This window comes from Candidatus Leptovillus gracilis (assembly GCA_016716065.1).
Taxonomy (GTDB): Bacteria; Chloroflexota; Anaerolineae; order Promineifilales; family Promineifilaceae; genus Leptovillus; species Leptovillus gracilis.
The window spans coordinates 273,513-288,930 of sequence record JADJXA010000003.1 but is presented as its reverse complement, the minus strand read 5'-3'; the positions used below and the strand labels follow the sequence as shown (position 1 = coordinate 288,930).

Genomic DNA, 15,418 nt, shown 5'->3' with positions numbered 1-15,418 from the left:
CAGAAATATGTTTAGTACCCTATCATCGAAGCGCCAAACTGGACGAGCGACGGCCGTTACCTCATCTAAAACAGCCGGGGGCGGATGTACACCTATGAACTGGCAACTGGCGCAATCTGGGAGATTGACACCGGCTTTGCCACTGACTGCAACAACGACCACGTCCTCTCGCCAGACAGCAGCCAGCTTGCCGTCAGCCACCACACCAATGAAGACGCCGCATCGCGCATCTACATTCTGCCTCGGGCCGGTGGCGAGCCTGTATTAGTTACCGAAAAAGGCCCCAGCTACCTGCACGGCTGGTCGCCTGACGGCGGGCGGCTGGCCTACTGCGCCGAGCGCGGCGGTCAGTACGACATTTCGGGGGTTTTGGCCCAAACCCCCAAGCAGGAAATCAGACACTGGCATAGATCACCGGAACCATCAATGGGCCTTCTCGAACAGATCGTGGTTCTTCTCGTTGAAACCTTCAGGCCATACAGTGGCGTCATCCGCATACACCCATCAAAGTGAGCCTCTTCAAATCGTACCTGCGCCAGGTTGGCTCCCCGTAAGTTTGCAGCAAAGAAGGCTGCTTGCACCAAATCTGCCTGGCTGAGATTAGCATGGCTCAGGTTAGCGCTAATTAAATCGGCATACCTCAAAACCGCCTCAGACAGATTCGTTTCAGTGAGATTGGCGCTAAAAAAGGCCGCATGATGCAGGTCTGCTCGTGATAAATCAGCTTCTTTCAAGTTGGCGTAGGAGAAATCGACGTGGGACAGGTCTAGATATGACAGATCTAGTCCTGAGAGATCAACACCGCGCAAACGGATGGGTTGGTGGGCTGCGGCGACAAGTTTGATAATGTCCTGTCGGGTTAACTCGGCCATGATAACGGCATCCTTTTATTAGGGGATGGCAAAATCATAGCACATAAGTTCTTTTCTGGCGAAAAAACGCCATCTGCAGGCGTCTATCTGGAGACCATTTCAAACCGGGGGCAAACTCAGCTAACTGCGATAATCGGGGGCGATGCCGATAAGGCGTAAATACGCAATACGTCCGAAAATCCACATCTCTCGAGAGATACACCATAGAAATCAGGTAAAATTCCCCATCTGTGATGGGGAGCTCTCTGGAGTGGCGTGAAAAATGGACATATTACGTATCGACGCCGACAACGGCCGTTGCTTCAGCACAACCAGGACATCGGGCCAGGCAACTACGTCGTAGACAGAGAGATTTATTCGCGACAATGGGAACCGCGCCGAGTCAAATTATTTTTGAGTATTACACAAGCTTTTGTTGGTTATTATCGTTCGGCTTAAGTCAAACGAAAATAACCAACAAAAGCCGGGCGCCGATTCTATATTCCACGTGCCCAGCAAACCAAGGGTTATTTTGACCACCTGCCGACGGTGTCTTCCGTCTCTCTTATTGCAGTCCCGTTATTCGTGCCCCCTGTACGCCCCGCCGGTCGCCGACCGCAACATCATCTACCAGGAAAAGATCCCTGTACCGAAAATGACCCCAATTACAATTTGCTCCAAGAGTACAACTAGATTACCATTGTCTTAACTATCATTGTTATAACTATTACTATTTTTAGAGACTCGCTTATGTTTGTCGGCCGTCACGAAGAACTTGCCTTCCTCAACCGCTTGCTCACCCGCAAACAGCCGGGACCAGGACAGATGGTGTTGTTGTACGGCCGTCGCCGGGTAGGGAAGACCCAACTCTTGAAACAGTGGGCCGAGCAAAGCGGCCTGCCTTATACCTATTGGTCGGCTGATAAAGAGCCACCGGCGCTGCAGCGGCGCAGCTTCATGGCCACCATGCTCGACATGCCCGAAGAGCAGGCCACCTCCTTCGATAGCTGGCCGGCTCTGTGGCGTTGGCTGGCGCCGCGCCTGGCAGAGAAGCGCGACAAAGGGATTCTCATCCTCGACGAACTCTCCTATGCCTCAGCCGCTGACCCGGCGCTGCTCTCCGCCTTGCAGCACGCCTGGGACCACCACCTGCAGGGGTCTCAACTGATTCTGGTCCTGTGTGGTTCGCAGATCACCACGATGGCCGCGATCATGCAGCATCAGTCGCCGCTGTTCGGCCGGTTTATCGGTCAGTGGCATTTGCAGCCGCTGCCCTTCGCCAGCTTGCGCGAATTCTTTCCGACCTGGTCAGCCGAAGAACGAGTGGCGCTGTTTGCCATCGTCGGCGGTGTCCCCGCTTACCTGCGCTGGCTGAACAGCGACTTAACCCTGATGGAGAACATTCGCCAGGTCATCCTCGAACCGGGCGCCATCTTTCTGGCCGAACCAGAACTGCTGCTTCATGACGAACTCCGCGACCTATCCACCTATCAGGCCATCTTGCGCGCCATCAGCAAAGGGCATCATACGTTGAAGGCCATCAGCGACGATTGTCTGATGGGGTCATCGGGCCTCACCTTTCACCTGGGCAAACTGCAAGAACTTCACCTGGTCGAGCGCCGCCTGCCGGTGACGCTGACCACCGCGCAGCAGCGCGCGTCCAAACAAGGCCGGTATCACCTCGCCGATCCTTTCTTCCGCTTTTACTTTCGCTTCCTGTTTCCCTATCTCACTTCGTTGCTGTCCGCTGAAGCGACGACGGCGCATATCAAAAGCGAACTGCGGGCGTTTGTGGGTCTCTCTTTTGAGAAGTTGGTTCAGGAGTGGGTGGCAAAACAAACACACGCCGGTCAACTGCCCTTTGCCCCAGAGTCGGTGGGCAGCCATTGGAGCCGTCGGGTACAGGTAGATGTTGTAGCCGTGAACCGCCCAAGTCGGGAGATGTTGCTCGGCGAGTGTAAGTGGGGCGAAGAGCTGGTCAGCCGCCAGGTTGTCTGCGAACTGATGGAGCAGAAGGGTCCCAAGCTGCGGCAAGAACTGCCGGATGGCGACGCCTGGACGTTCCATTACGCCATCTTTGCCCAGGCCGGTTTTACAGCCGCGGCGGCCGCGGAACTAACGGCGCGTCAGGGTTTGTTGGTAGACTTGGCGGCGCTGGATGCGGGCTTATCCGCCTGATTTTCTTTTCCCTAAGCTCGTGGGCGTTTCGCTCGTGGGCGCTTCGCTCGTGGGCGCTTCGCTCGTAGGCGCGCTGAGAGCCTTGCCAAGAAAATTTAGTAATTTTTTGTCGGGCATTCGCCACTGATATTCGCCTTAATTCCCAGGTCTACGCGCCCCCCAACTCGCCGTACATATTGTGGACATATCACCGTAAAATCAATTTTTTTAAGTTAGAATTGGTAAGCCAGGGCAATGATAAAGTTGAGCGTCTCATCTGAGTAAAAGGAAACGAAACGTATGCGCAGCGACAATTCCAACGGCCGTTTCACAGGCATGAAAGGCTTCATCATTGTGTGGATCGGCCAGTTTATTTCTCTGTTGGGCAGCGCCATGACCGGTTTTGCGCTGCCCATCTACATCTTTGGCCAGACAGAGCGCGTGCAAGAGCTGGCCCTGTTGGGGCTGGCCTTTACACTGCCGCTCATCCTCTTCAGCCCCTTTGCCGGAACCATCGTAGACCGCAACAGCCGCAAAAAGATGATGATCATCAGCGACCTGGCCGCCGGGGCGACGACGATTGTCGTGCTGCTGTTGGTATGGACGGGCACGCTGGAGATATGGCACCTCTATATTACCAACGCCATTAACGGCGCCTTCCAAACGCTGCAATGGCCGGCCTACTCGGCGGCCATCAGCGTGATGGTGCCAAAGGAACAATACGGCCGTGCCAACGGACTGATGTCGCTGGCCGAATCTGGTTCCAACATCTTCGCGCCCGTTCTGGCCGGGGCGCTGTTGGGTTTTATTGGCTTGCAGGGCATTTTGCTGCTCGACGTGGTGACCTTCTTGTTTGCGGTAGGGACGCTGCTGTTCATTCATGTGCCCGACCCGCCGCGCACGGTGGAAGGGCAGAAAGGCAAAGGCAACTTCTGGCGTGAATCGGGCTATGGCTTTGTCTACATCTGGCAACGGCCGTCGCTCCTCGGATTACAGCTCATCTTTTTCGTCGGCAACTTCTTTGCCACATTGGCCTTTACGGCCCTGGCCGCCATGATCCTGTACCGCACCAACCAGAACGCCCAGCTCTTCGCCTGGGTAATGTCGGCCGGGGCGGTGGGTGGCGTGTTGGGCGGCGTGCTGATGAGCGCCTGGGGCGGTCCCAAACCGCGCGTTCACGGCGTCTTAGGCGGCTGGATTTTCAGCGGCGTATTGGGCATGGCCCTGTTTGGCATTGGGCAAACCTGGCTGGTTTGGGTAGTGGCTTCGTTCCTCGGTAACCTGGTGATGCCGGTTATCAACGGCTCCAATCAGGCCATCTGGCAGGCAAAGGTGGCCCCCGACGTGCAGGGGCGCGTCTTTTCGGTGCGCCGGCTTATCGCCTGGGCGGTGGTGCCGCTGGCTAATTTACTCGTGATCCCATTGACCGATGGTTGGTTGGAACCGGCCATGCGCGAGGGGGGCGGCCTCGTAGACAACTTTGCCTGGCTGGTAGGCAGCGGCCCCGGCGCGGGCATCGCGCTGCTCTTTGTTTTTGCCGGGCTGATGGCAACTCTGGTGGGCATGAGCGGATATTTCTTTCCGGCGGTACGGAACGTGGAAACTATTTTGCTAGACCATGACCAGATGGCGCGAGTGGAAACGGCCGTTCACCCCATAGAGGCGGCAAATTTGCCGGCCCAGTAAAGGTGCGTGTGATTTACGACATGGCGAATTCGCCGGGTACAGGCTTATGAATTCCACTTGCGCAACTTGATGAGGGGATTGGGGGTGCTCTATGCGGCAAATTTGCCGCAAACTACCAACGGCCGTTCAGTACTCCGATCCCACACTGCGTTTCAAGCCTGCGGCATAGCAAAACCAGTCAGTTCCGTTGGCCCAATACCTCGTCATTCCCAACGGCCGTTTGCATCCCAATCCCCTTATGGCATAACCATTCCCCACAACACAGTTTCCAGGAACGGCCGTTCACGAACCAACCCTATCTGCATCAGCTAGCTGTTCGCATCAGTTCTATGAAAGACTCCTGTCTATTGACTATCCAACGCTTTCCTTTCATGGCGTTGAGGCCAAATACGAAATCAATCTGCAAGTGTTTCGCCTGCTCAATGGCACTCAAATCAATCACTAAGAACTGAAACTCCTCAAGTAGACATTCACCGATAACTAAATCTTTACATCTGAACGTCGGAATTGTATGCTTGGCTCCGGTTGCATCTTCAACTTCAATTGGCTCATCTTCAGTCAAGCCTGTTTGGAGCATCCCGAGTAATCTTTGATTGAGTAGTGACAATCCCCCACCTGTGTCAAATACCGCATCAAGCACATGATTATGAAAGGAAACCGGCAAGATGGGGATACCCAGATTGAAATTGGTCTCCAATCGAACGTTCTCCATCGTATTCAGCATGTTATTGCCCAGAAAGGCTATTTCACCCTCGACGAAGTCCAGGTAAAGTGGTTTCTGTAATAGCATATCGCAGCCAAGCGCCATCGTAACCTCAAAAGGCAGAGTATCCAAGTCTCCTTGAGAGTCCGGTTGAACGTCCACGACGACATCTCGGAATGACTCATCTAGAAAATGAATCTCGTCCACGCAGATTTGGGGTACTGAGATCGTCCTCAAGGCTCCGTGGACTTCTCTTGTCCCGATAGGGGGAAACCGCGCCGAATGCGCCTGAAGGATGCTTGAGTGTCTTGCGCCTGTATCTATATGAGCATACCCACTAATCTGCCGCAACCCCACGGGGGCAAACAGTCTATCATTATTTATGACAAGAGTCTCACCCATGGCAAAATAACTCCTTCACCATCTTCATAAATGTGGCCTAACAAATGGGATAAGCCGTGCCGCTGGGTAACGGCCGTTTGCAAAGCCAGCCACATTTTCCCCTTAACTAACCGTACATATTCCGGGCGTATGGACGAGAAAAGCGGGCAAAACAACAGGCCAAAGTAAGAATATTTTTGAGTCCATGCGAGGTGCAAGGACACGGTTTTGGACCATGCCGGAAAACGATCTCGGCCACTTTGCACCACAGTTTTTACAACTGCTCTATCTCAATCTCAAACAACTGCGCCAACATCTCAATGTCAGCCAGATGATGACCCGTCATCAGCAGATAGTGATGGGACGAGAGGGTCTTCAACATATGACGGCCGTCAGGAACCCGCAATACCGCCCCGTTCAAACAATCTGAATCAGCATACTGGGCATAGCCGGTCAGTTCGCCCTCGGTAATCGTCAGCTTATTCAACGTCGGGTGCAGCTTCGCCAGGGTCATCTTCCCTTCCGGTAGGCGCGCATCAATCGCTGTCGCGTTCTCGTCCACAATCGCCAATACCTTCGAGCGCAAAGTCCATTCCGTGCTGAAAGATGGGGGCACAACCCCCAGATAGCCGCAGTGCGCCGCCAAAATATGGTCATCCGGGTTCCCTGCCACTTCCGGGAAATTTGGGATGCGCTCATGTTTAAGCGCCGCCTGTCCCATCAAGAAGGGGTAGAGATTGGTCATCATGATTGGCATACCCAGCGATTTGTGCAGCAGATATTTGGTAATCATAGACATCGTATCTGCCTCGCAGCCCCAGATTAGCCCCATCTCCTGGTAAAGCATACTCCAGGCCAGGCAGGGCGTTGTGTCGGAGAAGTGGGATTCGTTCAGGCAGTTGATACCCACGCCGCGAATTGTCGGGTCTTTTTCCAGTTCCTGCTTGACGGTGATGTAGATTTTGATGGCGCTGAGGAGCTGCGGGGTGGAAACGGCCGTTCCCCACTGCCACTTCTCCCACACCGCCTCCGCTTCCGCGTCGGGGACGGCTTTGGCGATGGCCCCCATCTCTTTAAAGCTCTTCTTGACGATGGTTACGCCAAACTTTTCCATCATGCGTTGCGTACATTCATCTTCCCACCAGTAAAAACGATTGAAGATACTGGCCTGGAAGCCTGCGCCCGGATTATCCTGATAGACCAAAAATTTTGTGTGGTGCAGTTCTCGCTTTACGCTGAGGGCGCGACACGCTTTTTTTGTCTGTTCCAGGCTGTAAGGAGCGATGATATTCATCCCCTCTTCGCGCAAGTAGCTGGCGATCTCCCAATCCCACATCAGCACCGTGCCAAACTCCGATGTCACGGTGAGGATGGGCAGGTTAATCTGCTTAAACTCGTCCAGCCGCCGATACGCCTCGCCCAACAACTGGGGGAAGATGATGGCTTCGGCTTCTGGCAGGCTTGAACCAAGCGGCTGGGGCGGTAAAAATTCGGCCTCGCCGGCCAGTTGTTCGTGCAGAACAGCCAGTTGGGTGTCGAATTCGGCGTCACGGCCGTCGAAAAAAAGCGGTAATAAACGTGCTTTCATGGCGATCTTTCTCTCCTTTTTCTTGAGTTTTACCGCAGGGGCGCCGATGGTTGTCCAGGCAAAACTCCACGTCCCGGCGGTTCAATGATCTTTATTTTGTGGTGGCGGCTGCCCTGTTCAGTTTGTCAAACAAGTCCGGGGTGATCTCGATGTGTAAGACCTGGCCCACCACCTGCGACCAGCCGTGGACGAAGTAGACCCAACCATCTTCGACGATCAGATTTCTAGACTCAACCTGGCGCAGCGCCTGGTGCATGAAGTCCAGTTCGCCCCGGTAGTTGAACTCCCAGGCGATGCCGCTGCGCGGGAACAACCCGTCGTCGGTGATGGGCGAGCCGGGGGTGTCTTTGCCCATGCCGGTGGCGTTGATGACGATGCTGCCTTCGGGCAGAGCGGCCATCAGTTCATCGTTGCGGCGCGGGTCGCTGTTGCAGATGTAGCTTACTTCGATGTCGGTTTCGTAGTTGCCGACCATTTGGCGCATATGTTCCAGTCGGTCAGGCGAACGGTTGACGGCGATGAATCGCGCCGGCCGATCCCCTTTCTCCTGTTTATGGATGAGGTGCAGCAGGGTGGCCAGCGCCGAGCCGCCCGCTCCAAGACAGAGGATGTCGCCACCGGTGCGGGCGAAGTAGCCCGGCTCAATGATATGGTCCAGGCTGAGTCCGGCGGTGATGGGGTCTTTGGCGTGGCCTTCGAGACGGCCGTCTCTCTTCGAGATACTCGACAACTCCCGCGTCACCTGGGCATACGGGTCAAAATAATCGAACATATCCTCGGCGGCAGCAAACAGGTCCAACTTATGGGTGGTCACCAACGCGCCCAGTGAGTTGGGGTCGTACTTCATCTGGGCCACCGTCGCCCGGTACGCTTCCGGGTCGTCGTGGATTTTGTGGTCAATGCCTTCCAGCACCACTTCCGGCCGGCCGAGAACTTCCATCCACAAAGGAAATACCTTGTTAATAGAAGATTTCCCCGTGGTCACGCCCACAAAGTAAAAAGTGGGCACTGCTTTGTTGACGATCTTGTACTGGTTCATGATTTGCTCCTGGTTCAGCCGCGTCCTTTTCTGGCGGCGGCAACGGCCGTTACAAACTCTTGGGCAACGGCCGTTATCTCCTCCCAACGCCCGGCCAACGCCCACTGCTTCGGACAGAGCGAACTACCCGCGCCGACAGCCACCGCCCCTGCGGCAAACCAGTCGGCCACATTCTCCTTTTCCACCCCGCCGGTCGGCATCATCGGGATGTCCGGGTAAGGCCCCTTCAGCGCCTTCATGTACTCCGGCCCGCCAACAGAGCCGGGGAACAGCTTCACCACATCGCTGCCCAGAGTGTAAGAGGCCATCACTTCCGACGGCGTGAACGCGCCCATCATCACCGGCAGGCCAGTGGCCGTCATCGCCCCCGCCAGCGCCGGTTCTGTATGCGGGCTGACGAGGAAAGCGGCCCCGGCTTCAGCCGCTTCGGCCGCCTGTTCCGGCCGGGTCAACGTCCCCATCCCCAGCACAATTGTCCTACCAAATCGCTCCGCCAACTGCCGCACCACCGCCGGAGCATTGGGCGTGGTGTAAGTGATCTCGATGCCATACACGCCCCCCGCCACCAACGCCTCCACCATCTGCATTGTCAGTTCCGGCGAAGGCCCGCGCAGCACCGCCAGCAGCCCCAATTCACGAATTTTTTGTAAGGTGTTTTCTTTACTCATTGATTCATCCATTGCTTTAGAATTTAACCGCGCTAACCTCTTCAAATCCTGTACATTGCTTCTTCGCCGCGCAAGACCGCCAGACAATCATCCAGGGCCATGCGGCCCATGGCGTTGGTCGCCCCATCGCTGTGCGCGCCCATGTGGGGCGTGGGGATGACTTGCGGCAGCGCCAGCAGCGGATTGTCCGCGCCGGGCGGCTCTTGCTGAAAGGCGTCCAGCGCTGCCCCGGCCAGACGGCCGTTCGTCAGCGCATCCAGCAGCGCCGCCTCGTCCACCAGTTCGCCCCGCGAGGTGTTGATCAGGTACGCGCCCGGCTTCATCTGCCGCAAAAAGGCGTCATTGACCATCTGCCGCGTCTCCGGCAGCACGGGCACGTGCAGCGAAACCACGTCGGATTGCGCCAGCAGGTCGTCCAGCGTTACCAGGGTGATGGCGCGCCGCCGGGCAAAGTCGGCGTCGGCGACCACGTCATAGGCCAGCACAGTACAATCGAAACCGGCCAGGCGCCGCGCCACTTCCTTGCCAATCGCGCCCAGGCCCACCAGCCCGACCGTTTTGCCCACCAGCGACACGCCCGGCAGGCGCGGCCAGCCGCCCTGCCGGGTTTCGGCCGCCGCCTGCTGAATGGGGCGCAGCAAATTCAGCAGCAGGCCGATGGTCAGTTCAGCGACGGAGGCGGCATTGGCTCCCGGCGTGTTGGTGACGACGATGCCCTGCGCCCGCGCCGCGGCCAGGTCTACGTTGTTGATGCCCACGCCATACCGGGCGATGATGCGCAGATGGGGGGCGGCGGCTATCGCGGCCGCATTAATCTCGTCGAGACCAGCGATGAAACCGTCCACGTCGGGCAGCAGTTCTTGTAGCTGCGCTGAGGTGAGGGGTTTGCCGGTGGGGTTGTAGGTGACACGGCCAACGGCCGTTTCCAATTCCCTTTTCAGGTGCGGGGCAGAACGGCCGTAAGAAGTCGCCGTCACCAAAACGTGGCAGTCGCTTAGCGGCTTCATTGGGTCGCGCCGCTCCAGCGCGGATTGTCCACAATCGCCGCTGCGCCATCCCGCTCCACCACCAGCTTGCGGAAGCCCTGCTGTTCAATCGTGCCATAATCATGGCCCGCATCTCCCGGATAGACGAAAAAGGTGATCAAATCCTCGTCCAGGCTGGCATTGACCGAGCGATGCGCCCAACGGGGCAGCACGTACAGCACCCGGCCAGGATAGAGCGCTTCGACAGCCCATTCTCCCTCCGGCGTCTCCATCATCATGAAGCCTTTGCCTTTCAGACAGTAATAGATTTCGCCTGTCTCCAGCACTTCATGGAAATGGCCTTTGGTCATGTTGTACTCGTCGCCCACCTTGCCAGGATGGACAATAGAGATGCCATGCAGCAATTCCCCGGCCACTTTGGGGCGCTGCAATTCATACACCTCATAGAGCAGCGGATCCCCTGCGGACAGCAGGTTGGCGTAAGCATCCTGGTCCAGGTATTGCCCCTTCATGGCGCTGAGGCGGCGCTCGATGTGATTGTCGTAAACGGACGGGATGAAATCCGGGCTGTTCAGGTCAAAGGTAAACGGTACTGCTTTCATAATACTCCCTCTTGTGTCAATGGTTTCGCCAGGCGGCGGGCGATATTGCCGCCTGTTAAATTGCGGATCAAGTCATATTCCAGACCCATGTCCTTTAGCCGGTCGCCGATTTGCGTTACAAAAGCTGCCATGCCCGGCTGCCCGCCGAAGGCTGTCCACAGGCCGCTGTCAGCCAGGTCGGTCGCCAGGACGATTTGCCCGCCTAGCCCGGCGGCAATCATCTTCTCCAGGAGCGGCCAGACGTTTTCCTCCGGCCCGTATTTGGGACGGAAAAAGGTGTCATATTCCAGCATGGCGCCGCTCTGGGCGATGGTCTGGTGGAAGGCGAAGTCCGGCCGTTTGTCTACATGGCAAAAGATGAGGCGTTCCGGGGCCACGCCACGGTCGAGGAAGAATTGGAGGAACTCTTCAACGGCCGTTCCCCGTTCCGTGTGCATCTCCACCGCGCAGCCGGTGGCTTTGCAGGCCATGGCCGCCGCTTCCAGCAGATGGCGCGGCGTCTTCGCCAGGCTCTCTTCCCCGGCGATTTTCAGGAAACCGGCGCGGACGGGTTCGTCTGACTCTTGCGTTTCGCGTAGCCAGTCACTCAGTTCGCTGATAAAATGAGCGGCGGCGGCCTCCGCGTCCAGCTGCCACAGCGGGGCGTCCGGCGGGTAATAGCGGCGCAGGTGGAAGCCGGTGCAGGCGATGAGATGGACGCCGCTGGCGCGGGAGAGGGTGGGGAGGAAACGGCCGTTGCGCCCACATCCCCCCGGCTGGCAGTCCACCACCGCGCCGCCGCCCGCCGCCTTATAAGCGCGTAGCTCCTGGCCAATGGCCGCCGCGTCGTTCAGCACTGGCGCATCCGCCGCACCGCCGGCCACCGGCTCGATCCAGACATGGCTGTGCCCATCGGTGACGCCCAATTCCGCTGGGGCAACCGGCCCCAACACCGTCATGACCTGCTTATCCATCTCAAGGCTCCAAAGAGACGCGCAAATTCGCGCCATCGGCCGCCGCCGCAAATGCCGCCCCGGCCTCGGCCAACGGATAGCGAGCCGTGACCAGCGGGGCCAGGTCTAAACGGCCAGAGTTCACGATGTCGGCCGCTTGCAAACAGTCATAGGTGCTGCACGCCGTCGTGCCGGTGACGATTAACTCTTTGTAATGGACGGTGTTGCTGTTGAAACGAATGTAGGGATCATCTTTGGCCAGACCGCCGAAGAGGTTGATGCGCCCGCCAATGGCCGCGATTTCCAGGGCCATTTCCTGGGCCGCTTTGGCTGGCGCGGCCACGATCACCACATCCGCGCCCCGTCCACCGCTCTCCGCCAGCACCGCTTCTGGCAAACTTTCACGCACCGGGTCCACCACCCGATCCGCGCCGAAGCTCAGCGCCTGCTCCCGTCGCCCGGCTGCCGGTTCGCTGACGATCACGCGCAGCGCGCCGCGCAAATTAGCCAGCAGCAGGTGCAAAATGCCAATTGGTCCGGCCCCCATCACCACCACCACATCACCAGAGCGCACGTTGAGGGCGTTTTGGCCGCGCAGCACACAGGCAAACGGCTCAATCAGGGCGGCGACGGCCGGATCAACCGAATCGTGGATGGGCATGAGGTTGCCCTGCTGGATGGCCAGAGCGGGCACGCGCAGATATTCGGCGAAAGCGCCATCCAGGTTGATACCGATGGCCTGGAAGTCGGGGTCCATGTTGTTGTTGCCGGAGATGGTGGCCCGGTTACGGCCGTTGCCCATATTTGGGGCCACAAACACCCGCTGCCCAATTTCGTATCCGTGTACCCGTTCGCCCAGGGCGGCGATCTCCCCGGCGACCTCATGACCGGGGATGCGTACCGCGCCAGGCGGGTAATGGCGATGGCCCCCTTTGTAAATGCGCAGGTCTGTGCCGCAGATGTTGGCGTTCAGCACCTTGACCAGCGCCTCGTCCGGCCCGATCTCCGGCACAGGCACTTCTTCCACCCGCAAATCCTCTGGCCCGTAATAGATGGCTGCTAACATAGTTGATTCTCCGTGTTCGGTAATCCGTGTTCCGTAATCCGTATTCCGATTACGGATTACGATTCACGGCTTACGTTATTGCTGCCAGGGTACATCCCAGCTTGGGTCCAGCACTTCTTCTAGCAGGACGGGGCGGCCTTCGAGCATGGATTTGGTCCCGGCCAAGACAGTGGCGACAGCCCAACGGCCGTCTTCGCCGCCAACGCGCGGTTTCTGCCCGGTCTGCACGCATTCCACAAAGTGCTCTATCTCGTGGATGTAGGCCCAGGCAAAACGTTCCGGCCAGCGGCGGTAGATGGGGGTGACAAGCCCCTGATCGCGGTTGACGCAGACCACCACATCCATGCCCTGCATCGAACCGATTTGGATGATGCCTTGCTTGCCGACAATCTCCACACGGGCGTCGTAGCCATAATCGCAAGGGCAAACGCCGGAGACATTGCCCAATGCGCCCGATTCAAACTTGATGGTGGCGAACATGTTGTCGTAGAAATGTTCGGCGGTTGCGCCGCGTTCCGCGCCTTTGAAGTTGGCCGTCTCCAGGTAAATGCGCTGCGGATTGGACCCCATCAGCCAGCGCACGCAGTCCAGGTCGTGGCTGTTTACTTCGGCGATCATACCGTTGGAGGTGCGGATGTCGTTGGCCCAGGCGGGCGGCAGGCCGGGGCCATGCGTCAACGATTTGATGAGCATCGGCTCGCCAATCTCTCCGCCAAAGATGCGCTCGGCGGCGGCGACAAATTCGGGGTCAAAGCGGCGCATGAAGCCGAGTTGCAGCAGCAGGCCGCGCCCTGCGGTGGCGGCGATGATGTCGTCGCATTCGGCCAGGTTCATGGCCATCGGCTTTTCCATGAAGACGTGTTTGCCGTGGGCGGCGGCCAGCAGGGCCAATTCCCGATGGGTGAAGGTGGGGGTGGTGATGATGACGGCGTCGAAGTCGCTTTTGTCGAGCGCTTCTTCGAGGGTGGGGTAACGGCCGTTAATCCCAAACGCCTCTCCCGTCTCATGCAGCATCTTCGGGGCGGGGTCTACCAACGCCACCACGTCGCCATCGGGCACATACCGCTTCAGCGTGCCGGAATGCAGCTTGCCCACGCGCCCCGCGCCTACCATACAAATTCGCACTTGTTTCTTCATGAGAGATGTCAACTCCTTCGCGTAAAAGAATCCCGCAGGGTGGCCTGCCATTCGATGTATTGGCCGATGAGCGGTTGGTATGTTTGGGAAACGGCCGTTTGCGGCCAAATCGGTTCGCCATCCGGCTGCGCGTGCCTGGCCGCCACCTCGGCCAGGTCGTCAAAAATCCCGGCCGCCTTCCCGGCGATCATCGCGCTGCCCCAGGCGCCAAATTCAGCGCGGCCCAAGCGCTGATAAGGCACGTTCAGCACATTCGCCTTGATCTGATTCCAGGCGTTGCTGTGCGCTCCGCCACCAATGACCCGCGTCTCGGTCAGCGTCAGGCCGGGCACGGCTTCGCGTAAAATGTTCAGATAATAGGCATACTCAAAAGCGACGCTCTCCAGCACGGCGCGGGCGAAGTGGGCCTGGGTGTGGCTCCAGGAGAAGCCGTGCCACGCGCCGCGCATCGCCGGGGTAGAGGGACAGATACGCCCGCCCAAATGGGGCGAAAAGAAAAGACCATCCGCGCCGGGCGGGGCCTGCTCCGCCAGGGAAATCATCTGGGCGTAGAGATCTTCGTCGGCCGCTTGCCGGGTTCCGCGCCAGGTATTGAAAAACTCATCCCGATACCAGCGCAGCGCCTGCCCGCCGCCGCCGATGTAGGCCAACGGGTTCCACAAGCCGGGGATGACGGAGCGCATCGTCAGCAGGGCGCGCTGGGAAACATCGGCGACGAAGGTGTCGGTGGAGGCGGCCAACACGGAAGCGGTCCCGGCCACGTCGAACAGCATCCCTGGCCGGACGATGCCCGCGCCCAATGCGCCGGCGGCCGTGTCGCCGCAGCCGGCGGCGATGAGGGTTCCGGGAGCCAGGCCAAAATCGGCGGCGGCTTGCCCTTTCACCTCGCCTACCACCTGCCAGGGTTCGACAATGCGCGGCAGCTTTGCCGGGTCTACACCCAATGCGCGGCATAATTCGTCTGACCAGACGCCATTTTGGGCGTCGCTGAGGGCGGTGAAGTGGAGGAAGGTGGTGTCTATGTAGGCTTCGTCAGCGGCTAAGCCGCTCATGCGCCCGGCGACGTAGGCGGAGGGCATGAGGAATTTGGCGATACGGGCGTAATCAGACGGCCGTTCTTCCCGCCACCACATCATCTTCGGCCCATGATCGCAAGTGGGCGGACAGCCGGTCAACCGCGTTACCAAATCGCCATACTGCTGCTCAATCTGCTCGATATAGGGCTGACAGCGCATATCCAACCAGGAATCGAAGTGGCCGACCGCCTGATAGTCGCCGTCAATCGCCCCAACGCCAGCCATCTGGCTGTTGAAGGCGATGGCCGCCACCTGACGCGGGTCAATTCCACTGCTTTGCAGGCAGGTCCGCACCGTTTCCGCCGCCGTGCGATAAAAATCTTCGCTGTGCTGCTCCACCACGCCCGGTTTGATGCAGTAAAGCGGTACTTCGGCCATCGCTTCCGCCACCAACGTGCCATCCGGGCGATAGAGCGCCGCTTTGGTGCTGCTGGTCCCCAGGTCAACGCCGATTAGATACTGTGAGGCCATCGCTTTTACCCATCCTTCTTTCTAGCCTGTGATCCTGTCATTACAAGTCACCCAAAAAATTTTCCCCGGCAGGTT

General features: G+C 58.3%; 13 protein-coding genes. 3 read left to right on the top strand and 10 right to left on the bottom strand.

Annotated features, from left to right (window positions below; genetic code table 11):
* Positions 1-84 precede the first annotated feature (84 nt).
* The 3 genes from IPM39_10125 (at position 85) to IPM39_10115 (ending at position 4,694) form a co-directional block, all read left to right on the top strand.
* Positions 85-513 (top strand): PD40 domain-containing protein, encoded by a 429-nt coding sequence (locus IPM39_10125; GenBank protein ID MBK8986423.1) that lies wholly within the window; start codon positions 85-87, stop codon positions 511-513.
* A gap of 1,088 nt (positions 514-1,601) precedes the next feature.
* Positions 1,602-3,029: an ATP-binding protein gene (locus tag IPM39_10120; GenBank protein MBK8986422.1), complete on the top strand. Its 1,428-nt coding sequence runs from the start codon at positions 1,602-1,604 to the stop codon at positions 3,027-3,029.
* Positions 3,030-3,344: 315 nt separating this feature from the next.
* Entirely contained in the window at positions 3,345-4,694 is a 1,350-nt protein-coding gene (locus tag IPM39_10115) for an MFS transporter (protein MBK8986421.1), read from the top strand.
* A 304-nt stretch (positions 4,695-4,998) separates the two neighbouring features.
* Here the strand turns inward: IPM39_10115 and IPM39_10110 are convergent, their stop codons facing one another.
* The 10 genes from IPM39_10110 to IPM39_10065 form a co-directional block, all read right to left on the bottom strand.
* Positions 4,999-5,529: an aspartyl protease family protein gene (locus tag IPM39_10110; protein MBK8986420.1), complete on the bottom strand. Its 531-nt coding sequence runs from the start codon at positions 5,527-5,529 to the stop codon at positions 4,999-5,001.
* A gap of 523 nt (positions 5,530-6,052) precedes the next feature.
* Positions 6,053-7,366 (bottom strand): hypothetical protein, encoded by a 1,314-nt coding sequence (locus IPM39_10105; protein MBK8986419.1) that lies wholly within the window; start codon positions 7,364-7,366, stop codon positions 6,053-6,055.
* Positions 7,367-7,457: 91 nt separating this feature from the next.
* Positions 7,458-8,405: a shikimate dehydrogenase gene (locus tag IPM39_10100; protein ID MBK8986418.1), complete on the bottom strand. Its 948-nt coding sequence runs from the start codon at positions 8,403-8,405 to the stop codon at positions 7,458-7,460.
* A gap of 14 nt (positions 8,406-8,419) precedes the next feature.
* Entirely contained in the window at positions 8,420-9,073 is a 654-nt protein-coding gene (locus IPM39_10095) for a bifunctional 4-hydroxy-2-oxoglutarate aldolase/2-dehydro-3-deoxy-phosphogluconate aldolase (GenBank protein ID MBK8986417.1), read from the bottom strand.
* Between the two features lie 41 nt (positions 9,074-9,114).
* Positions 9,115-10,080 (bottom strand): phosphoglycerate dehydrogenase, encoded by a 966-nt coding sequence (locus IPM39_10090; GenBank protein MBK8986416.1) that lies wholly within the window; start codon positions 10,078-10,080, stop codon positions 9,115-9,117.
* Positions 10,077-10,661: a glucose-6-phosphate isomerase gene (locus tag IPM39_10085; protein ID MBK8986415.1), complete on the bottom strand. Its 585-nt coding sequence runs from the start codon at positions 10,659-10,661 to the stop codon at positions 10,077-10,079. Before IPM39_10085 ends, IPM39_10090 begins: the two co-directional genes overlap by 4 nt.
* Complete coding sequence (locus tag IPM39_10080) at positions 10,658-11,614, bottom strand: hypothetical protein (protein MBK8986414.1); 957 nt, start codon at positions 11,612-11,614, stop codon at positions 10,658-10,660. Before IPM39_10080 ends, IPM39_10085 begins: the two co-directional genes overlap by 4 nt.
* Before the next feature lies 1 nt (position 11,615).
* Entirely contained in the window at positions 11,616-12,659 is a 1,044-nt protein-coding gene (locus tag IPM39_10075) for an alcohol dehydrogenase catalytic domain-containing protein (GenBank protein ID MBK8986413.1), read from the bottom strand.
* Positions 12,660-12,734: 75 nt separating this feature from the next.
* Positions 12,735-13,796: a Gfo/Idh/MocA family oxidoreductase gene (locus IPM39_10070; GenBank protein ID MBK8986412.1), complete on the bottom strand. Its 1,062-nt coding sequence runs from the start codon at positions 13,794-13,796 to the stop codon at positions 12,735-12,737.
* A gap of 8 nt (positions 13,797-13,804) precedes the next feature.
* Complete coding sequence (locus IPM39_10065) at positions 13,805-15,343, bottom strand: xylulose kinase (protein ID MBK8986411.1); 1,539 nt, start codon at positions 15,341-15,343, stop codon at positions 13,805-13,807.
* Positions 15,344-15,418: the final 75 nt, after the last annotated feature.